Consider the following 23,978-nt stretch of genomic DNA (forward strand, 5'->3'; position numbering starts at 1 on the left):
ATGGGTTACTGGCATATCCCCGAGGAGTTCGCCTGGGTCGGGTGGGTCGCGGGTGCCGAGATCACACACATCGATCCCAACGATCTCGACGGGATCTCCGAGGTTCTGCGTGAGGTCGGCCAAGAGATCCTCGACTACGCCATCAGCGAGGCCGACACCGCCAGTAACTCCGTACTCGTCTCCTACCCGCAGGGCTGCGGTGGCGAGCAGATCTTCACCGCTCTACAGAGCGTGATTCACGGCAACGACCCCAAGCACGGCTCGATCGAGTTGATGGGCAAGTCGTTCGACGACTTGGCCGTCGCCGTGGACGACTTCACCGGCGAGGTGCACAGCAACCATCTGAGCGCGATTTTCGCGCTGGCCTGGCTCGTCATCGAATTGGCCTGGGCGCTGGCCGCGGGCCCGGCCGCACCGGGCCTGCAGGCTGGCGCGATCGCCGCCACCAGAGCCGCGTTCCGGGTGATCGGCCGCATCCTGGAAAGCGCGATCGCCCGCATCATCGGCCGCCGCTTCCTGTCCGAGGCGGCGCGCACCGTCATCTCCAAGGTCGTCTACGAGATGATGCAGGAGGGCTTGGTCGAGGTCTTCCAGAGCACGGTCGAAGAAGCCGCGATCCATAACATCCTCAAAGCGGAGGGCCTGAAGTCACAGGACTTCGATTGGGGCGGCTACCTCAAGAATGTCGGCGTCTCCTTCGCCGCTGGTGCCGTGGGCGGCGGCGCCGGTTACGGGATGGGCCACATCCCGAGCCTGAACCGAATGATGGACAGCAGCAACCGCTGGACCCGGGCCATGGGCGGCGCGACGGTGGGCATCGGCGCCGGTCTGGCCGGTGCGACCGCCGCCGCGCTGCTCACCGGCGAATGGACCCCGCATTCCTTTGTCGGCGGCGGTCTTTCGGGTGCGATTCCCTCGGCAGCGTCCAGCTTGCGTGGCAACCGGCAGTTCGCAGGTGCGCCCAATGTCGGTGCGGGTCAAGGGGATCCGAACGCCGGAATGAACGTGAACACAAGCGCGGTGGACGGCACCGCGCCTCCGGGGACCGATCCCGCGAACACCGGCGCCACCGATCCGGCAACCAACGGCACGGGTAACCCGGGCACCGGTGAAACCAGCACCAACGGGAATCAGCCGGGGACCGGGAATCAATCGGGTACCGGAGACCAGAGCGGTACCGGGAGCCAGCCGGGTACCGGAGATCAGAGCGGTACCGGGAGCCAGCCGGGCACGGGCGACCAGGGCGGCACTGGTGATCAGTCGACCAATGGCAACCAGCCCGGAACCGGCAACCAGAACGGCTCCGGGGACAACAGTCCGGGGACCACCGCCGCTTCCGCGGGCGCCACCCAGACGGCTCCACCGCCCGCGCAGGACGCACCGCAGGCCGGGCCTGCCGCCGCGGACACCTCGAATCAGCAGCCCGCCGCCGGTCCTCAAGCGGCGCAGCAGAGTTCGGAAGCCGCACCAGCCGACACCGACGCGTCGAGTTCCGGTGCGAATCAGGGAGATCCGGCACCGCAGGCTGGCGATACGAGCACGGCGGCGGACCGCCCGGTCGCGGATGTCTCGGATTCCGGGGCCGGCGTCACGGACCCGGGTGCTGGTGTGACAGACCCCGGTGTCAGCCCGGCCGAACCCGGAGCGCTGGCGGGTGTGGTAAGTCCGGTGACCAACCCCGGCGACGTCAACGCGTTCGGCACGCCGCTCGGCGATCCCCAAACCGCCTCCACCACTGGGCTTTCAGGTACATCGAATCCGGACGCCGGCGCGGCGGCGACAGGCACCGCCTCCGCTCCGGCGGGCACCTCCGGGGCGGCGACGCCGGGCTCGTCGACGCCCGGCGCCGCCGGCACCGGCCCCGCGAGCAGCACGTCGTCCACGACGGGGACCGGCTCTACGAATCCCGCTGCAGGCCAGTCGAGTACGAGCCAGCCGAGCCCCGGGCAATCCAGTACCGCCCAGCCGGGGGCCGGGCGTCCCGCCACGCCCAACGTCCCCGGTGTGCCGCCGGCGACGGACACCTCGGTTCCCGGTGTCATCGACAGCACCGCCACGCCGGTGCCGGACATCGAGACTCCGTCCGCGCCCGAATCGCGCGCGGGCAGCTCCACGCAGTCGTCCGCGCCCGAGGCCGGGCAGGTGCAGACGCAGGCGACAGATTCTGAAGCGCCGCAACGGAATTCCGCCGAGCGACACTCGGACTCCGAGACGCAGGAGCCGAGCGAGGGCACGCAGCAGGTTGCGCCCCAGACCGACGAGAACCCCGCAGCACAAACCGATAGCGAGCAGAACGCCCCGGTCGGTGACCGAAACGCGCCGGCGCGGCCCGAAGCTGACGCTGGACGCACCGACATTGACGAAGACTCGGCCACTCAGCCGGAGGGCGATCAGGATTCGCGGACCGACGCCGACGACGACGCCGCGCTGGTTCCGCCGCCTCCGCCGCCGCCCACGCCGCCCGCACCCGCGCGCCCGAGCACCGACACGAATCAGGACCCCGACGCCGACCAGAACCCGGACGCTGACCAGGATTCCGAGTCCAACCCCGACCAGGACTCCGACACGGATCCGGAAACCCCTGCGGAACCGGATGATTCGACACCGTCCGACCCGAGCGACGACACCGACACACCGGAGGACACCTCCCTCCGCCCAGACGGCAACCGCGCACCCACCGACGCGGAGCTCGCCACGGCCGAGGCCGCTCTCGACAGCCTCGAAGGCAAACCGAAGCCTTCGGACTTCCAGCTCGACTCCAAGGCCACGCCCGCCGAAGCAGAAGCCCTGGCCAAGAAGAACTCCGAGCGCTGGAACAAACTCACCCGGGAGCAGCAGCAGGCTCTGATGCAGGTGCATCCGGCCTCGATCGGCAACGCTCCGGGTATCCCGGCGCCGGATGTCGATACCGCGAACCGAGTCCAGATCACCAGGGAAACCAATGATTTGCTCGATCGCAGCGGTTTCGACGCCGACCAGCGGCAGCAGGTCCAGGACCTTGTGAGCCGCCGCCGGCAGGCGGAGCTGGAGTTGGCGCGCGCGAAAGCCGCTCGCCCGCAATCCCAGACCACCGTCGACCCCGATGCCAGCCGAGCGGACAAAGCCGAAGCGCGCCGCAAGATCAAGGAGGAACTGGCCGAATCCAAGAACCAGATCGCCGAGCAACGTCGTGAGCACGCCAAGACACTCAAGCGGATCAAGTCCGATCTCGACACGCTTGTTTCGAAGAGCAAACTGAACAGCGCCTCGCACCAGCAGCTGGTGAACCTCCTGCGTACCGATCAGGCGCTGGCACTGGCGCAAGCTTCGGCGCTGATCAGCGGATCGAACGCGCCGGTCTACGTGCTGGCCTTCGATTCCACCGCTTTCGGCGGCGCGGGCCGGGCCGCCATCGCGATGGGCGATGTCGATACCGCGACTCAGCTGGCCTGGCACGTCCCCGGCCGGGACGCTTCGCTGGCCAATGTCGGCGATGTCGTCGGCCAGATGGTCAGCCAGTACCAAGACACCACCGGTCGACTACGGACCGGCCAGTCGGCAGCCTCGATCGCCTGGATCGGTTACAACACGCCCGGCAAGGGGCAGTCGATGGTCACCTGGCACGCCCGCCAGGGTGGCAAGCTGCTCGCCCGGGACCTGGCGGCTTTCAACGCGACGCGCAAGGCGCTCAACGAGATTCGCGAGGCGAACAACCAGGCGGCGCCGGAAGTTTCGAACAAGATCATCGCGCGGGGCTACGGCGTCGACGTCGTCGAGTCGTCCGGCCACAAGGGCCGGCTGGAGCGGGTGGTCGACGATGTCGTGCTGATCGGCTTCTCCGGCGAAGAAGACGATCCGATGATCCGGAAGAACCACTTCGGCGACGGTGTGGCCGTGCATGTCCAGGATCGCGCCAACGGGCTGTTCCGCCAGTTCAACGAGCCGGAGACCACGGGCGGAAAGCCGCCGGACAACGGGGTTCCGGTCGATCGGATGTACCGGCTGGAGACCATCGCCGCGGGCACCACCGAATTCGAAGCGCCCGACAACTGGGCGTTCCCGGACACCGACCGCCCGCCGCTCGCCACCAACGGTTGCTCCGAGCAGGCGCTGTACGCGGCGCGGGCGCGCACCGGCAATCCCGACATCACCCTCGCCACCGACGTCGGCGTCGAAGGCATGAACGGGCGCGAGCTCGAGCGCCACGCAGATGCTCAGATGACCGAGGTCAAGGCCGGAAAACGGAAGTCGCCACAGGCGGCGGTCGCCGAAGCGCTGAAGTACATGAAGGGCAAGTCGGCGGCCATCGTCATCATCAAGCGGCCTGGCCCCGCTGATGAACACGGCGTCGATTCGCACGCGTTCGTCATGTACTACGACCGCGACACCGGCAAGGTCATGGTCGACGACCCCTATGCCGATCGCCGCGATCCGGACGCGGATCCCTTCGTCCCCTTCGAATTCGACCCGCGCACGGCGCCCGAGGCCGACAAGACCTGGGTGATGGTCTACGACGCGAACGGTAATTCCGTGCGCCCGCTGGCGACGCGTCCGCTGGCCGTGGGTGCCGCGACCCAGGGCCACGACGACGAGGACGAGGGGCCGGACCGGCCGCGCCGGATCGGCGAGGACACGGCGGCGCAGGACCGGATGCGCGACGTGCGGCGGTTCCTGGACGAACAACGCCGGCGGGAGGAAGCGGATACCCGCGACGCCGATGATCCCGCTCGGGATCCGGAGGCGGCTCCCGAGCCGGCGGACCAGAACCAGGATCCGAACGCGCAGCCCGAGCCGGACGATCCGGATGCCCGGCAGACGCCCGAAGCAGGCATGCGGCCTGACCCCGAATCTGAACCGAGCGCGCAGCCGGCACCCACCGACCCGGAGGCGCAGCCCGCTGCCCAACCCGAGCCGGATGCGCCGCAGCCGGTCGATCCGGATGACCAGTCGTCACCGGCCCGGACTTCGACCGGCGAACAGGCCCCGCTGACGGACGCCGACCGCGCCCGCCTCGCCGAGCTCTCCGCGGCGCTCGGTCTCGGTGACTCGCTGTCGAGCCTCTCGGATCCGCACGTCGTTTTGGCGGAGCTGGCTCAAAAGGCCTGGGCGCGGGGATTCTTCGATCCCACGCCGCTCGTCGGCAATTTGGGTGAGCCGATGAACCGCGACGACTTCGGCCCGTTGAGTCCGGAGGAGCGGCGGCTGGGTGAGCGTGACTACGCGGATCCCGAGGCGGCGGCGCCGACGCGGCCGATGGCCGCGCCCGAGGCGATCGCGCCCGCGCTGGGCCCCGCCTGGTCGAATTCCTCTACCCAGCAACCACTGCCGGCGGGATTGGCGCAGGTGCAACTGCTGCGTCAGCTGAACTTGCCGCCCGATCGGGTAACCGCGACGAATCTCGCGGAAACCATTGCCGCCGAACGGTTCCGGACGATGTTGCGGGCCGGCGCGATCGAGGCGCTCGCCACGACGCTCGCTCGACTCGATACCGCAACCGATGCCCGCCAACGGGCGGATCTCACCGAGCTCGCGGACCATTGGGCCGGTTTGCTGCAACTCCAGTCGAGCGAACTGGAGCCGGGGCAGGTCGACGCGAGCCTGACGCGGCTGCGCGACAACACGCTGGCCCGCGCCGTCGCCCTGGTCGATCTGGCCGACGCCGCGCGGGCGGTGCGCACGCAGCAGCGTCCGGCGAGCCGCGTACCCGATCCGGCCGCTTTCTCGACCGCGGAGCTAGTCGCCCGGGTCGAGGAGACCGCCTCTCGTCTCGGCGTACCCCTCACGAGCCTGGCTCCGGAGCGGGTCGAGGCCGTCCTGGGTGCCGCCCACACCGCCAATTCCCTGCGCGCGGTCCGCATCGAAGCTCTCGCCGACCTCGCCCGGTTGCGTGTGAACGAGCAACCGGGCGCGGACGTCGACGACCAGTTGGCTCAGCTGACCGCGGATCTCGCCGATCTGCAGGGCCAGGCCGGTCAGCCGGACAGCCGGACGGACCCCGACGGCGACCAATCGCGTCTGCTGGGGATCGAGAACGCCACCATCGCGAAGATCGACGCGGTGCTGGCCGAGATTCGCGCCGAGGTGCGCCAGACCGCCGCCGATATCGGCGCCTTGGAAGCGCTGGCGGACCCGTACTACCGTCTGCCCACGGGCGGAGTGCCGATCAACCATTGTGTGACCAGGTCTTTCGAGCTGCTGGCGGTGCGGCACCCCGGGGTGCTCGGGTCGTTCACCGTCGATCCTGGTCGGCTCAGCGGTGTCTCCTGGAGCGACGTATCAGCGCACTTCGGCGACGCGCAACCGGCCGCGATCCTGCCGACCGCTGACCGCAGCGCCCACGCGAACCTGCTGAGTATCCTGCGCGGACTGGACGCGGGAGCGTCGGCAGTCATGATCGATCGACGCACCACGGTCGACGATTTCGGTGTCGGCGCCCACCAGACGACGGTGACCTACCTGGGCAACGATCTCTTCAACGTCGACGGCAAGCTGGTGCTGCTCACCGGCGTCGATGAGAACGGCCAAGAGCAGCTGGTCGATTTGAGCGAGGACACCGACCCCGACGCCGAACCGACGTCACTGGCCGAACTGACCGGATCCACGCCGGAAGAGACCGACGCCACCTGGGCGAGCTTCTTCCAGAACAATGCCCATGTTCCGAACCTCGGCGATGCCGGGCCGATGCCGGATGCCGAGTTGCGCATCGGGCAGGATCCGTCGGCGGTGCGGCGGTCCAACGATCCGGTCCATCAGGCGGGACGGTTCTTCTCCGAAACTCCCCACTTGAATGTGGCACCGGATCAACAGAACCGACCCACGCAGCCGGCCTCAGCCTTCACACAGGCCTTGTCCGAGCGGCTGGGTCTCTCGGACACACTGGGGGCACTCCCGGACCCGCCAGCCGCCCTGCAGGAGCTGGCACAGATGGCGGCGGTGCGCGGGTTCCTCGACACCTCGCCGACCGGCCGGGCGAACGAGCACATGCTGTTCCCCACGAACTTCGCAACATTGACTGCCGCCGAGCAGTTCCCCGGCGAGCGCTACTGGCGATACCCCGTCGACCTGAACAATATCGACCCGAACACTCAGGCGGAGTTCCTCGCTCAGCGCGACGCGAGCGAAGCCTTCCTGCGCGATACCGGCCGGGTACCGGAGGACCAAGCCGTGCAGCCGCTGCCGATCATGAACCCCGACGCGATAGCCGGGCCGCTCCAGTCGCCGCCGCCCCGGACCGACGCGCCGCGTCCGCTGACTTTGCAGCAGGTGCACGATTCGCTTGCTGATCAGCTGAATCTCGATACCGCCCAGCGTGATCCGGCGAATCTGGCCGCAACCGTGGCCCAGCAGCGCTATCGAATCCTGTTGCGGGCCGGCGCGATCGAAGCGCTCGACCGCGCGCTGGTGCGGTTCGAGACTGCCGAGCGAGTCGCATTGGATGCGGATCAGCCGGCGGGGATCGAGACAATTCTCGAAGAGTGGAAACGACTGCTCGAGGTCCCCGCCGACGGCCTGGCGGCGGCGAATCGGGATGACACGCTGGCGAGGTTGCGGGCCGAAACCCTGGCCCGAGCGCAGGCGGTCGCCGATCTGGCCGATGTCACCCAGGTGATGCAGTCGAGCGCGACGCCGGGCGCGCCGGTACGGATCGACTTGGAGGTCGGCGGGGAGCGGATCCCGGTCCGGCTGACACCGGACGGTTCTGGCGGTTGGCGGGTACAGCCCGCCGAACGTCTGTCCGCGCCGGAACTGCCCACCACCGAGGTTGCCGCCGCGTCCGCGCGACCGCTGACCCGTTTCCAGCGAGCCCGCGCGCGCATGATGCAGCGTGATGTCACGAACCCGGTGCACCCGCCGTCCGAGTATGTCCCGCAGGGGCAGTCCGCGGCGGTCGCGGGTGTCGGCCACATGGTCGGCAACGACTTCCTGATCAATTTCGAGGGCAACCCGGCGTTCACCGCGCGCGAACTCGTGAACCTGAAGCGCAACTGGCCCAAGATCTGGAACTTCCTGCGGGGCCGAGTCGGCTCGGCGGAATCGCACGGCCCCGTCTCGCGAACCGGCCAAGTCTACGATTACACCCGCGAGGACGCGGATCCGAAGTCGCTGCGCGAGACCGAGGCATACCTCGATCGCAGCGGGGTCAAGGATCGGTTCCTGGCGGAACCGCCGCCGCGGCCGCAGCTTCCCGCGCCCGCGCCGCAGCCTGGCATCGATGCCTCGCTGGAGCCGCAGGTCACATCGCGCGACGAGCACGAACCGTCGGCGCAGGTACAGAGCGAACTCGCACAATGGGGAGCCGAGCTCGAGCGGGCAGCCGCCGGCCTGGACGCCCAGGCGCAGGCCCTGCTCGCCCTGCTCCCGGCGGGGCTCGAACTGCCTGATCTGAGCCCGGAATCGGTGCAGAACGCCCTTCAGCAGGCGCGGTATCTGCTGGTCCGCCAAGCGGTTGCGACCGAGAAGTTCGAGGCGGCGCTGGCCCGATATGAGGCCGAGAACGCGGATATCCCGTTCCAGACCGCTATCGACCTGTCGCATCTGCTGCCTGCTGCGGTCGTCAATCGCCCGAGCCCGCTGGAACGGTACGCGGCCGAGGTCGCCGCGGCCGAGGGCCGCACCGGTGTGCTGCGCTGGAGCGGTGTGAACAACAACATGCAGACCGGCCGGATGTGGTACGACCTGTCGCACCGCGATACACCGGCCGGCCGTCGGTTCAACGAGGAGGCGCTGCGCCGCCACCACATTCGGACCGAGCTCGATCAACGCGCGCACCACCTCGGCGTCGATCCCGCCGGCCCGGACACGCAGGCGGTGCTGCGCGCCCGCCTGAGCGACCTGCAGCGGCAGGTCGCTGCGTTCGAACAGCAGGCCGAGCGGTTCCTCACCGCGGGCGACAATTTCGGCGACTACGCCGAAGCGATCACCGACACCGCGCGCAACGCCTGGCTGCGGGACAACGGCGGCTCGCTGATCGATCCGGTCAACCATCCGGGCGTCGGGCGCATCGGTGACACGCTGGTCATCGTCGACAACGCGCTCGAGCACGATGCGCGACTGGCGAAACTGCTCGCGGATCCAGCCAATGCGAGTCTGGTCGCCGAACTGAACGCGGGCACCCTGCAGGTGGAAAACCGGGTGATCTGGCCGCGCGAGGTGCCGGTCCTGGACGCTGCCGGCCAAGCGGAGGGCCGCACCTGGAAGGTTCTCAGTGCGACCGTGGAATCGCCTGAGGTCCGCCACATCTCGACCGATTTCGACGGCCGCGACCTCACTGTCACCATGGTCCGTTACGAGGACAGCCCATGGCGGGCTGTCACCGAGCCCACGTCGGACGGGGCGCGTGCGGGAGGGCTGGACCTGGCCCGCATGTCGCGTGCGGAAATCGACTCCGCCATCACCGATTTGCTGGGCCGCCTGCCGGTCGGCCGGATCGATCTGACTCCCGCTCACCTCGATGCCACCGTGGAGCGGCTGCGCTTCGACAATGAGGTGCGAGCCGTGCAGATCGAGGCGCTGGCCGAATACGCGCGGGTCATGCATGACCTGGACGCCTATCACAAGCTCGACACGACGCTGAACAAGTTGAACCTGAGCCGCGCGGAGCTGGCGACAGACCCCAAGTCGACGCTGGAAGCCCTCAAAGCCGCAAAACCCAAGCTGGCAAAGGATATCGACGCGCTGTTGCAGCGCCTCGAATCCGATCCGGCTCTGTTCACCCGGGACCCGCGGGTCGCCGACGACATCCCCACGATCCGGCATGCCGACGCACCCGCGCACCTGGCCGCCCTGGTCGGCGACGTCGATCTGCTGCTGCGGCAGCTGGCGGCGGTCCCGCCGACCGCTGTTCCGGGAACTCCGGCGGCGGATCAGGACTGGATCCGGCTGCACGGCGCGGACGTCTACAACATGAGCGACGCGCAGTACAAGGCCGCGTTCGGCAAGTTCAAGGTGGAAAAGTTCACCGAACTGTTCGTGCGCGATCCCGCGGCCCTGACCGCGCTGCACGAGGAGCTGCGCGCCGAGGTGCGCCAGACCGCCGCGGAGATCAATGCCCTCGAGGCACTGCTGAATCACTACGCCGGCGAGATTGATCCGGCGGGTCCGCCCGCTGTCAACACCTGCTTCCCGGACTCGTTGAGTCGCCTTCGCGCCTACCTGGGTGATGTCGTCGACTTCCTGATCCCGGTGCAAGGCAATCTTTCCGGCGTGCGCTGGGATGCCGCCCGAACGGCACTGCGCGGCGCACAGCCGGGCGCCTTCGACAACGGTGACGCACGCGGCCATGCCAATTTCATCGCGGCGCTGCGGACGCAGGGTGCGGGAAGCGTCGCGTGGGTCCTCGATCAGCGCTGGACTGTTGATCAGCATGGCGTAGGCGCGCACTCCTACGCGGTGAAGTATCTGGGCGGCAACCAGTTCGAGGTGGACGGACGACTGGTCACCTACAACGAGAGCGAGTCCGATCGGACCAACCTGGAGGTGTTCACCACCCTCGAGGGCGCGGACCTGGCACTGGCCGACCTGACCGGCGGCCGTCGCGACGAGACACGCCACACCTGGGCCATCGCCTGGGGGCCGAACGGTCAACTGGTCGAGGGTTTCGGCGACACGAACGCCGCACAGCCCGACAGCGACCTGCGCATCGGACAGACCCCGGACCAGAACTCGCCGCAACCCGCGCACTCCCGGCCGCCGGCGAACGGCCCGCCGGTGGACGCGAGGCAGGCCCTCGCCGAGATTCGCCAGGCCCACGAGGCTCAGCGCGCCCTCGCCGCCGAGATCGCGAAGTTGCAGCGCCGAGCCGCGGATCCGACCGCGGCTATGACACCAGACCAGATCCAGCAGTTGCTGGACCGTGCCGTGGCGCATTCGGTGCAAGATTTGGCGTTGCGCGAGCACGTGGAGGCACTTCGCCGCGCGTTCGTCGACCAGCAACTGGCGAATATAGACGCGGCGCAGCAGGCGGTCGCGGAACACAGTAAGGCGTTGCAGAGCAGTCTGATCGAAGAGTTCGGCGACGCCGAGGCCGTTGCCCGGTTCCGAAACGACCTCGAGCTGATCAACCGCGGCGACGCCCTCGCACAGGATCTCGAACGCGCCCGAGTCGCTCGCCAGCACACCCGTGACCTGCGCGTGGCCCAGGAACGTCAGTTGGAGACCGGCCGGGAGAAGCTTCGCGACCTCCAGCTCGAATTACAGCGGGCACTGCAGCCGTCCGAGGAGGTCACGCCCGCCCAGCGGCAGCATGCCCAGCGAACCGCCGAGCGAGCCATCAGCATTGCGTCCTTCGAGCTGAATGTGCTGGAGGAGTCGCACGCCGACTCGATTGCTCGCCACGCAGCGGCCGCCGAGCGGGCGAGTCAGCTTTCCGAGGAGTTGGCCCAGGTCCAACAGGTGGCCAGCCAGGTCGCTGAGCGCTTCGGCGTGATCGACCCGCAGGAACTGAATCCGCGCCACGATGGTCCGCTGTCGGACGGCGCCCGGCGTGTGGCCGCCCTGCGCGAAACGGTCACCGAACTGCGGCGTGATGATGAGCGGTCGGCCCGATTGGACACCCGCGGCTACCAGTTGATCGCCATGGACTCCCTCGGCCTGATTCCGGTATCGGATCGGGTGGGCGTGTTGCTCGCCGATGAACCCAACCCGGTCTTCCCGTATCGCAAGATCGTGGTCGTCGGCTCGGACACCAACACCGCGGGCTACCGCCAAGCGCTCCAGCGTGTGCTGCCTCGCAATCTCGACTCCGAGACCGTCCTGAAGCTCGCCGCGTCGGGCACACTTCCCCTGGACGTCCAGTTCGCGCTGGTGCAGCCGGAGACCGGGGCGCAGCCGTCGACCCGAGACGAAACGGCCTCGGCCGGGCCGCCGGAAGCGGTCAGCAAACACCGGCGCAAGAGCGAACGCGCCAAGTTCGAGTACGAGCAGCCGCCGTTCCTGCTCAAGTACTCCTCCGATGGCTTCTTCGACGGTGTGGTCGCGCCGCTGCACGACTACGCCCCGGGGCAGCGGTCCGAGCTGATCGATTCGCAGAACCTGCCGTTCTCGCCCGAACTCCGCACCACACCGCAGGATGTCGACGTCTACCAATCCGATCTCGGCGAGGGCGTCTTCCAGGTGCGTACCGAGATCGTCGCCATCGGCGGGCGGATAGCCACCCATCCGTGGACCCGAGAGGCCGTACAGAACCGTCCGTTCTTCGGGCGAGCTGCCCTCGCGATCGCCAAATTCCTGCATCTGCCCGCCAATACCGCACCGGGGCAGCCGGTCCAGGTCGAGCTGTCGCCGGAGTTCATGCAGCGCCATCCCGCGCTCGCCAAAGCGATTCTCGCTGTCACACAGTGGGTTCCGTCGGTTCGCAAGGGCCGCTGGATCCACCTGGTTCCGCTGCTGCGTGGCATGCACACCTACGCGTGGTTCGGCAACGGCCAGTACCGGCCCGCACCGCTCATGGACGACCCGGTGCGCCCGTCGGCCCGCCCGCTGTCCTCGCACCTGGTGGACGGCACCGAGATACCGATCTTCTCCAGCCAGACGCTGCCGCTGTCCGAAGTCGAGCTCGCGCCGGAAACCGCCCAGGTCGAACAGGGGCGGATCAACCAGGAGTGGACCGAAAACCAGTACGACGGTTACGAACTCGATCGCACCGACAATGGCGACAGCCTGCTGCACCGGATCGCCGATCACGCGATCGCCAATCCGGACGCCTACTCCGGCGGCGATCCCAAGCGCCCGGTCCGTGCCAAGGACGGCACCTGGGCGGTCGACCCCACCGGTAAGACGCTGGCCAAGCATGCCGACGGTTCGACCTGGCTGCGCGACGCTCAGGGCAATGTGCGCCCGCGCCAGGAGGTCCTGGAGAATCTGCGCCGGGTGCGTGATCACCTGATGCGCGGTGAACTCAACCGCATACCCGACGTCGCCGAAATGTGGAACCGGCTCACCGCCGGTAAACCGGTGCGCGAGGACATCATCGGCCTCGAAGCGGCGTTGTTCGAGTACACCTTCCTGGCCGTCAACCCGGATGCAGACTGGGCCGCCGCGCACGCCGCCGCCCGCGCGGCCGGCTACGACTGGGACGCCAACCGCCCCCATCTCACCGGGGAACGTGCGCGCCGCAGCTGGTGGGCGCGGCTTACCGGACGCCAGGCGACTACCATCCCCTTCGCCTACCAGCCGGAGGTCGCCGCGGCGGACCCGGCCAAGACCGGCCGTTTCGGCTTCACCCTGGATCCCGGCCGGCAGGGGATGGGCGCGGTCGAGCGAAACCTCGCCGCTGTGCTGACGGGCTGGCCGAGCACCACGGTCACCCGGATCCAGAACGAAATGACCGCTGCGGTAAGCCTTTCGGCGCGTACCTACCGCGGTGACCACACTCTTGCCCTGCACAAGGTGCACGTCTCGGCGAAGGTGAGCGGCGACCCCGGCTCCCGCGTGCTGGAGGTCACCGTGCGGCGCGCCGGCGGTGGCATCCTCACCCGCGAGGTGACCCACACCTTCGACGAGCACGAGGCCAACTGCGTCCAGGTAGCCGGCGGGCATTTGCGCGCAGATCAGGGGGATGTCACCTGGGCGCATCTGCTCAACCCGGACTCGCTGGCGGGCGTCCAGTTCTCCGAGGTGCGCTCGGCCATGCAGGGCGCCCCGATCCAGGGCTTCGCCTTCGGTGACACCGCCACCGGCCACGCCCGCCTGCTCCAAGGCTTGATCGCCGCGGGTCCCGGTTCGTCCGCCTATGCCATCGAACAGCGCGGAAACCCGGACCGTCACGGCGGGATCGGCCATGCCTTCGCTGTGACCTATATCGGTGAGAATGCCGATGGCACAAACGATTTCAAGGTCAACGGCAAGCGATACACGTTGCGCGGAATCGACGAGAACGGCCAGGAATGGTTTGTTCCGAGTCGCAGCGAGCAGCCCGCCGCCCCGGCGGAGCCCGTTCGTTTCCAGCACGACGGCGACGAACTCGTCATGGACTTCACCGCGGCCAAGAACTTCGGCGCCCGTAACTGGTCGGAGACCCTGGGTTCACTCAGCGAGGATGAGCGCAACCTGGTGCTGGCGCTGAAGGGTGACCGGGCGGCGCAGGCGCTGGGCTGGCCGTCGGAAGCCGATGTGGATGCCGTGCTGCGCGGGCAGCAGGAAGCGACGCCGGAGATCACACGGGCCATCGAGATGCTCGACAGCCTGACCCGGCGCACCCCGATGCCCGAGTCGGTCATGCTGACCTACAGCTCCGCGACCAACCCCTTCGGCGTCGCACCCGAAACCATGCTCGGCACCCAGCAGCCGCTGGCCGGATTCCTTTCCGGCATCATCGGTCCCGCGCTGCAGATGGACGGATTGCGCTACCACGTCGAACTGATCGTGCCCGAGGGAACGCCGGCGCTGTATCTGGGCGACCTCGGGTCGGCCAAGGGGTTCCTCCCCGAAATACTGGCAGCCCGCGGTCTGGAAGTGCGCATCGATCGAGTGATCGATCGCGGCAACCACGGGCACTGGGAGATCCGCGCGACGGTGGTGCCGGCCAACCGGGTGACGCTGACGGAGCTGACCGGCGGTAGCCGGGGCGGCGCGGTAGCGCTGTGGGCGGCTACCTGGCAGGGCGGTCAGGCGATCACGCTGGACACCGGCGACGTGGACGCGACGCTGCTCGACGACGACGCCTATGTCGGATCGAACTCGAACGAGTCGGAGGGAGAACAACAGCAACAGGACGAGGTCGCCTCGGCCGGCCCAGTGGGACCGGAGGTCGCCGACACCTGGGTGACTTCGGCGAAAATGCCGCGTACCGCGGTGTCGTTGATTCGTTCGCTGACCATCGAGGGCCAATCGCGGGTGATGGCCGATCCGACGCAGGCGCGGAAGATCATCGCGGAGATCGGCGCACGATTCGCCGCCACCGAACTGGAACTGAAGCTCAAGCCGGGCGCGCCGGCTACGCCGATCGCTGATATCTTCCCCGCGGATCAGCTTGCCTATCTGCGGCTTTCGCTGGAACGCTCGATCGCGTCAGGTGTCCTGCAGTACAAGCTGACCGAGACCGCGCTGCAGGAACTGATGAACCACCCCGACCGGGTGAGCGCGGCGCTGCGGGCGGACTTCTCGAATGTCGAGCCGGGATACTACGCGTCGTGGCTGGACAACGACTACGTCATGCACGGTCAGGACGGATACGCCCGGGATAGTGGCGAGCATGCGTTCGCACAGGCTGCGGTCGAGCACCTGACCTCGGTGTGGCCGGCGATGGACCAACCGGTGTGGCAGGACCTGGCGGCGATAAAAGACGAGCGCTCGCGGCAGCGCAACCCGATCCTGGAGAGCATTCCGCCGGACCGGCGAGCCGAGCTCGATCTGCCCGCGCACTCGGTGGACGACGTCTACGTGCCGGGCGACAAGACGGTGCTGAGCGCAGCGACCAATATGGGTAGCGTGGCCATCGTGCTGCGCGGCTATCTGGCCAGCCTGGCCGAGCACGCCGACCAGCTACAAGGCTGGTCGTGGGCGTCGATCCAGCACGCAGTACTGCAGTTCGCCACCAAATTCTCCACGATGGCCGGCGTCACGTTCACGACGCTGGGCGAGTTCACCGCGCCGCGCAACCCACCGCAGTTCTCGTTCACTTTCGACCAGGTGAGCAAGACGATCGTCGCGGTGTCGATCACCGGGGAGTCGAAACAGACCCTCAAAGAGGACCGTCGAGGCGTCTGCCCGGGCTTCGTGAAGGTGCGAGCGGCGGGGGAGGCCATCGCGCCCACCAACGAGCTGGCGCAGGCGCTGCTGGCGCTCGATGTGGATCCCGATCGGCAGGGTTCGGGGGCGAACATCGCGATGCGGGTCGGCGGGTTCCTGCTACCGCTGCTAGGACGCGATTTCCCTCAGCTGCAGCTGACCGACGAGCTGCTGACCGACGACACGGCGTCGGTTACCCAGCGGGCAGCGATTAACACTTGTGTCGAGGACTCCTTGAGTGTGGTGGCCAGAGACCAGCACACGGACGGGGAGCCGGATGTCGTCACTGTGCCGCTACCACAGCGTGGTCTGGCAGGGCGGGCGTGGTCGAGCGTGCAGGGCTTCCTGAACGGCGCACAGGTAGCGGGCTTCAACGGCGAAATGCGTTCCGGACACGCGAATCTGGTGCAGAGCCTGAGACAAGTCGGCCCCGGTGCGATCGCCTGGGTGCTGGACCAGCGCCAGACCGCCGATCAGCGCGGCGTCGGCGCGCACTCGTATGCGTTGAAGTACCTGGAGGGCAACACCTTCGAGGTCGACGGTGTGGCGGTGACCTACCGGAACACCGACAGTGACGGCATGGCCTGGTTCCTCGACGCCGAGCAGGAGCCGATCTCGCTGGCAGCCTTGACCGGCGGCTCTTTGGAGGGCAATGCTGCGACCTGGGCGGTTGTGTGGAAGGGCGGCCAGGTCGTCGATGTCGGGTTCCGCGACGCCGCCCAGCCCGACGGCGGGTTGCGTATCGGTCAGACGCCGGACCAGAACTCACCGGTCCCCGCCAACCGGCAACCGCCCGCGCACGCCCCACCCGTCGCCGAGATCGGGCGGGCGCGCGAGGCGATGGTCGATGCGCTGACCCAGCAGGACACCGCTCGCACCGCGGCGGCGGAGTTGCAAAGGCAGGCGCAGCAGGCGCGCACCGACGGGCTGCATGAGCGTGCGCTGCGGCTGGAAACCGAAGCGCTGCAACGCACCGGGGAAGCGGATGCCGCACTCGCCGCAGCGGAATCGGCGCGCTCCAGTGCGGTCCAGTCGCAACAGGCCGCGATCGATCGGGCGCGGCAGGACATCAAGGCCGAGATCGATAGCCTGCGTGCGCGTTTGGTCGCCCGGCTCGGTGGTGACATCGAAATCGCACAGGTCCACGACTACGTCGATCTGGTCGAGAACATCGATGGTGCGGCGCAGTTGCTCGATCGAGTCGGGATCGCGCAGGAAACCCTGCGCACCCTAGAGGGACAGATCGAGCGCGGGCAGCAGACAGTCGACAAGCTCAGGGCTGCTCTGCGCGATGTCGTAGATACCAAGTTCGACTCGCACGCCTCCGCGTTGAACCGCCGGTTCGACATGGGCACCGCCAAGGTGAAGCTGGCCGAGGCGGAACAGGCACTGATCAAGCTGGAGATCGCGCACAGCAAGCTGGTCGAGAAGTTGCCGCCCGGGGACCTGCAAGAGGTGCACGACGCGTTGGTCGAAGACCTCGAAGCCGGGGTGCGCGCCCGGGACTCGCTCGCGCGAGTCTTCGGGATCGCCGATGTGCAACAGGTGAATCCGCGCTACGGGCGGGCACTCGAGCCGGGGGCACGAGAGCTGAACCTGGTACGCGACACCCTGACTCGCTTGGAGCGGGCCGAGGCAGACCTGGTTCGGCTGGCGGAGCGCCAGGCAGCGCTCGACGCGCTCGACGCCCAGGGCTTGCTACCGATCGCCGATCGCGTGGGTGTGCGTCCCGCGCCGCGACCGGCGCGGGAGCAGACAGTCCCCGATGCCGCGGATGTGCGGCCCGCGGTGCGGCCGGCCCCGCTGTTCGGTGATGCCGAGATCGTGGTGGTCGGTACCGGCACGGACACCGCGTCCTACCGGCAGGCGTTGCAGGCGCAACTCCCGCCGTTCCACGAGCTGGACATGCTGCTGCGCATGGCCGATGGGGGTGAACTGCCTCTGACCGTGCGGTTCGCCCAGTTCACGGTCGACGCCGACGGTCGTTACCAGGGTGCTGTCGACCTGCCTTCCACGAAAGCGGAGTTGACCGCTCGCGCGGGCTCACTGCCGGATCCGAACAAGCTGACTCCCAAGAAGTCCACGTGGGATCCGAAAAAGCACGCCCGTAAGTGGGAGAAGGAACGCTGGACCGAACCGCAGCCTCCGTTCCTGCTCAAGGTCTCGATCGTGCCGAGCTTCGACAAGATGCTCGCGCCGCTGCACGAGTTCGGCCCGCACGAGGTGCCGGGCTTCCTGCTCGCGCCGAACCTGCCGCTGGGCAACGGCGTCTACATCAACACCGAGGGCCTGGACGCGTGGACCTCCGACGTCGGGCTCAATCTGTTCCACCTCCGCATCTGGTTCACGGGCATCCTGGAGCGGATTCCGGGCCACCGCTGGACCAAGAATCTGCTGCACAACCGGCCGTGGATCGGCCGGACCGTACTGACCGCGACGAAGTGGCTGCCCGGCGTCACCAAGTTCAAGTCGGTGCAGGTGCCGTTGTCCGCCGACTTCGTCCGCAACCACGAGGGGCTGACTGCCGCGATCCTCGAAGCGGAGCAGTGGATTCCGGCGATCCGCAACGGACAGTGGTTGCAGCTGGTGCCGCTGGCACGCGGCCGCCACAAATACGGCTGGTTCGACGACGCACAGCCGGACCCGATGCCACTGCACAACCCGGAGATCGCTCGCCCGACCCACAATGCCGAGCAGGGTCGGCTCGACGGCACCGCCACCATCCCCTACACCGGCCAGAGCGTCGAAATCCCTGAGGGTCTTGCCGAGCGGTGGGCCGCCAACGAGGCCGCGCGAGAGACGATCCGGAAGCAGACCGAGGTCGACTACGCGGCCTTCGAGCGCAATCGGGTCGAGGGCGACAGCTACATCGCCGATATCGCGAAGCACGCGATCGCGAACCCGGACGCATACTCCGGTGGCGACCCCAAGCGTCTCGTGCGCGGCAAGGACGGCGCGTGGGACGTCGACCCCAAGGGTTCGACGGTGCCGAAGAACCCGGACGGGTCCACCTGGCTGAAGGACGACACAGGTAAAGTCCGTTCCGAGCAAGAAGTCGTCGCGATCTTGCAGCGCATCCGCGACTACCTGATGCGCAACTCCGAGATCCTGCCCAACCATGACGTCGCTGCCATGTGGAAGCGGTTGATCGCCGGAAAGCCGTTGCGCGAGGACATAATCGCGCTCGAAGCAGCTCGCTACGAGATCGAGTTCCTGGCCCGGCACCCCGGTGCGACCGGACAGCAAGCGCATGCCGCTGCGATCGAGGCGGGCTTGAACTGGGGCGCGAATCGCCCGCATTTGGAAGTCAAGCGCACGTGGTGGCAGCGGATGACCGGCCGCCGACCCGACCCGCTCGGGTTCACCTCGGAGTTGGATCCGAACGTCAACGACCCGGCACGCACCGGCTACTTCCACTCCGAACCGAACTACGGCGTGCAGGGACTGCACGACATCCGCGCCAACCTGCGCATCATCATGCGCGGTTGGCCGCAAGCCAAGATCGACGCGGCGCTGACCGAAGTGACCGAGTTGGTCTCCAACGCGACCCACAGCTACCGTGGCGACCACGGTATCGCCCGCAATTCGGTGCAGGTCGTTGGCCGGGTCACCGGTGCGCCCGGCGGCCAAGTGCTCGATGTCAGCGTCGTCTCCCTCGGTGACGGCACCTCGGCGCCGCGGCGGTTCACCCTCGACCAGCACGACAACAACTGCGTGCCGCTGGCCGGTCATTTCGTGAACGAGGCGCAGCAGCAGGTGGTCACCGACGCCGACCTGCTGGAACCGTCCATGGCGGGCGTGCGCTTCAGCGATGTGCTGCCGACGCTCAATGGCGCACCGTTGCAGGGGTTCGTGACCGATTCCCAGCTCAGCGGGCACGCGCGCCTGGTGCAGGGCATGATCGACGCGGGCCCGGGCACCACGGCCTATGTGATCGAACGGCGCGGTGAACCGGATCGCCACGGTGCCATCGGACACGCGGTCGCCCTGCACTATGTCGGCGAAAACGCCGACGGCACACACGCATTCGAGGTCAACGGTGCGCCTGTCACCCTGAATCGGGTCGTGGATGGACACGAGTTCTTCGCGGATCCGCAGGGCAGCCGCACGCCGGTTCGTGCGCTGCCGGGCGGTGAACAGCAATCCGTGCCGAAGGAAGTGTCGCTGGCGGAGTTGATGGGCGGAACTCGGGAAGGCGCAGTCGGGCTGTGGGCGGCGGCGTGGAACGGCGGCCGAGCCATTGCCCTCACCACCGGCGACGTGAACGCGCCGATGCCCGGCGACGAGGCCTTCATCGGCACCTCGATGGACCGATACCCGGATCAGGTGCGCGCATTGCTGGCCACGACCCAGGTCGGACGCGAGATACTGGCTCTGCTGGACCAGTACGAGGTCAGCATAGACATCTCGAACGCACTGTCCAGGCACGCAGGCGGCGAATACAGCCACGAGTCGCTGACCGCGTTCGTGCGTGCGGCCGGTGTGCCCCTGCTGCAGCAGGCGACGACCTTGGTGCACGAAGCGGTTCATGCCGAGGCGCGGCTGCGCGGTGAGGGTGTACACGCTCCATGGCGCCGCCAGATGATGACGCTCGAGGCCTATGTCGACGCCATGGTGCGCGAAGAAGCCGCAGCGTTCGGCCGGGAGGCCGAATTCCTCAGGGAAGTACCTTCCAACCACCGTGAGCCGTTCACGCCTCGCCAGGTCGCCTATCTCGCGGCATTCGACACCGCGGTCGCGCAGGCCCGTCAGAATACGCCGGAGTTGGACACCGCGGCCGTGCGTGAACTTGCCCGGCGCGCGGGCGTCGAGGCGATCCGTGCCGAGGTCGCCACCGCTCGATGGGCTGACGGCCGGAACTATCGGGAGTTCTACACCGAGGTATGGAACAGCGGCCAAGCGAACCTGGTCGATCTCGCCCATCTGTACGAGCCGACCGCCGCCGCGGAGCGCGACCTCTACGAGCTCCTGAACCGGCGGCGGGCTTTGGTGGTCCAGCAACAGGCCATGGGCAGGAAGATCGCCGATCTGGCAGAGAAGCTGGGATTGCCTGCCACACAGCGCTATCCGATCGCGGTCGCGGCACAGCTCCAGCGGCTGTCGGATGAGATCGCCGCGGCTCGCCAGTCCTTGGCGAGCGATCTCGCCATTGATCCGGCGGACCTGGTCAGGGTGCCGCTGGCGGATGCGGCGCAGACGCGGCGCGCCGAATTCCTGCGCCGTGAGTTCGATCTGATGCGCCTGTCCGACGAAGTGGAGCGGCATCGCCACGCCCTAGGAAAGCTGCTCGCCTCCCATGACGCGATGACCTCCCGCGCCGCCCGCGACGCGCTCGCCGCGCGCACGGAGAACGGCCTGCAGGTGACCGACCGCGTCGTTCTCGCCGCGGGCGAGCCGCCCCACCTGCTGGTCGCGGATCTGCGGGGCGACTTCCGGACTCCGCTGCGAGTCGCCGCCGACCTCGATCCCGCGGTGGCCGCGGCGTTGGCCGATCCGGCGCATCAGGTGACATACCTGCAGGTTGCGGTCGACGACGACGCGATGGTGAGCGTCCAAGAGATTCCGGCGCAGACGGTCGCCGCCAACCCGGTGACCGCGAAACCACCCACCGCAGCGCCGGCTTCCCGGGAATTGGCCCGGCAGGAGTCCGCACGCCGCACCGACAACATTCGGAACCTGTTGGTCCAGACGGAAATCGGGCATTGGGTGCTGGACATGCTCGAGCGTGCCGGTGTCGAGGTCGAGCACGAGTCCGGCGTGGACGCGCACTTCCTGCCCGATCGCAGGGCGATCGTCCTGGATATCGGCGTGACCGATCTCCAGCAAGCAATCGACTTGGCGCACATGGCGATCCACGCCGATCAAACGAATCACGGGGTCTCTGCCAGCAACAGTCGCAGCCGCATCGTGCTCTCGCGTTCGGACTATGTCGAATCGATGGTCCGCGAGGAAAGCCGGGCACACGCACTGGAAATCGCTCTGCGCAAACAGCTCCGGGAACTTCCACAGCTGCAGGAATTCGGTGCGGACCTGCCGGTCGACGAGATGGAGCGGATCTACGATCGGGCTGTCGCAGAAGCCCGAGACGAAATGGCCGCAGCCGGGGCGACATGGCGGTGGGAACACGGATTCCGGGCGGCCGCACACTCTATCGCCGTCCACCTACGCCAAGCAGGCCCGGATCAGCCCGACTACGTGGACCTGTACCGGTCGGCGTGGGACCGTGCGAACGGTGTTGTCCGGCTTCGTCGGACGGTGGACGGCACCTCTCCGCCGCCCAGCGGCAACCAGAATCCGCCGGCGCGGCGATACGAGCCGAGCCGTCCCGACTACGAGGTCGCGGAGCCGAACCGGTCCGACACCTACCGTCCCGAACTCGGCGAAGTCGCCGTGTACAAGGTGCTCACCGTGCGGGACGGCATCTTCTACGGGCCGGACGGACAGCCGCACAAGACCACCGATCTCGGCGAAGTCTTCCTGATCTACCCTGGCGGCGAGATCCGCAGCGCGCCGACCGTGGACACTTCGCACGCGGAGTTGTACAGCTCGTTCCTGGATCCGGAGGCCGGCCCGATCGGTTTCGGAGTGTGGACTCTCGACGCAGGACGTCTGGGCTGGGTGTATGTCTCCTCGGCGGAGGCGTTCTGGGGTCCGACATTGGATCCGAGGTTCGCGGCGCAGCTGCGGCATATGCTGCTGGACTGGGGTGTCGACCTCGCCGACGTCCAATTCCTCGCCCCCTACAACCAAGAGGGCATCTGGCAGTCCGCGCGAGTCTTGATGACCGTCGACGCATTGATCGAGCATGCCGGGCAGAACGCGGACAAGCTGTTCAACGGCTTCGGAGACGACTTCTCGGTGGCCGTGTCGAATGTGCGCGCCGACGGCGATGAGGTCTCGGTCACCCTGACGATCAGTCCCGTTCGTGGCGAACCGGGTCAGGTAACGCTGGTACTGGACCGCACCGGCGGAACCGGCACCGCGCAGTACACCGACGTGCGGTTCGGTCCCGACAGCGAGCGCGTCGAGGCGGCGTTCGATCAGGTGCACGCTCGGGTGGCGGCGTGGGTGGCCGCGTCCGGCGCCACCTTTGTCGGCGAAACACCCGGGACCACAGTCGATTCCAACCCGCCCCGGCAGGCCGAGTCGTCCCCGTTCGGCCTGGATCCGGCGACCGCGCCGAGCGATCCGGAATATGTGCTGGCGCAGCCGCGTAATGGGACGGCGCATATCCCGTCCGCGGGAGTCGACGTCGCCTACGACGCCCTTTGGGTGGACGAGAACGGGCTGTTCCGCGATCAGAACAACGAGCTGTACAACAGCGATCCGGAGGATCGGGACACGTTCCTCTTCGGCGCGGCGCCGGGTGATATCCGGTCAGTGAGTACCGCCGTGGCGGTGCATCCCGCGCTCTACAACACCTTCGTTGATCCCGCCCACGGGCCCGCGATGTTCGGCCTGTGGGACATCGTGAACGGCAGGCTGGTCGCGGTGCTGCCCGCCTCGGGCGGCTTCACCCACGATGAAGCCGAAGTGCGCAATATCGCCCAGCTGAAGTATGAATTGTCGCGTCTGGGTGTCGATCTCAGCGCGTTGAAGTGGGATGTCGCAGCGCCGGGCCGACTGTGGCTGCCCGACCAGAGCATGCCCTCGGTAGCGGCGATGATCGACAGCGGCGGGCGGGATGCCGACGGGCTGCTGCACGGCGTCGGCAGTCACTTCTGGGTGGGCGTGGACGGTGTCCGGAGCAGCCCGGACCGGCTCGCGATCAAACTGGCGATCAACCCGGTTCGTGGCGAGCCCGGCGCGGTCACCTTGGTGCTGGATCGATCCGGCGACGCGACCACCGCGACCCTGGTCGGCATCGATCGCGGTGCGACCCCGGCCAGGGTCGACGCGGCCCTGCGCGAACTGGCAGCTCACCTGACGCCATGGTTGAGCAAATCAAACGTCACGCTGGAGATGCAGCCGGTCGCAGTGACCGACGGCGCGGTAGAGCAGCCCGGTGCACCGGAACCGTCGCAGTCGAATGCCGCGCCCGTGACCGATCCGGTCAACGACTGTGTCGACCGTTCGTTCGGCGTCGTCAACGCGGACCACCGGGCACAGGGATTGCCTGAGGTCCTTGGTCATCCGGAGCCGATGCCCGACGGCCACCTGGCGGGGCGATCGTGGTCCGAGGTGCAACCGCTGCTGAACGGTGCGGAGCTCGAAGGTTTCGACGGTGGCATGAACTACGCGCACGACAATCTGGTGCAGGCACTGATGCATCA

Annotated in this window: 1 protein-coding gene (running past one end of the window); it reads left to right on the forward strand. The window is 67.9% G+C overall.

Annotated elements, in window-relative coordinates:
- A protein-coding gene (locus AB0I43_RS22190) for a sigma factor-like helix-turn-helix DNA-binding protein (RefSeq protein ID WP_357432612.1) crosses the window boundary here: on the forward strand, positions 1 to 23,978 show its beginning. It continues 24,238 nt past the right edge of the window; only the first 23,978 of its 48,216 coding nucleotides appear in the window; its start codon is at positions 1 to 3; its stop codon lies off the right edge, out of view.

The sequence above is a fragment of the Nocardia sp. NPDC050435 genome (genome assembly GCF_040655395.1).
Lineage (GTDB): Bacteria > Actinomycetota > Actinomycetes > Mycobacteriales > Mycobacteriaceae > Nocardia.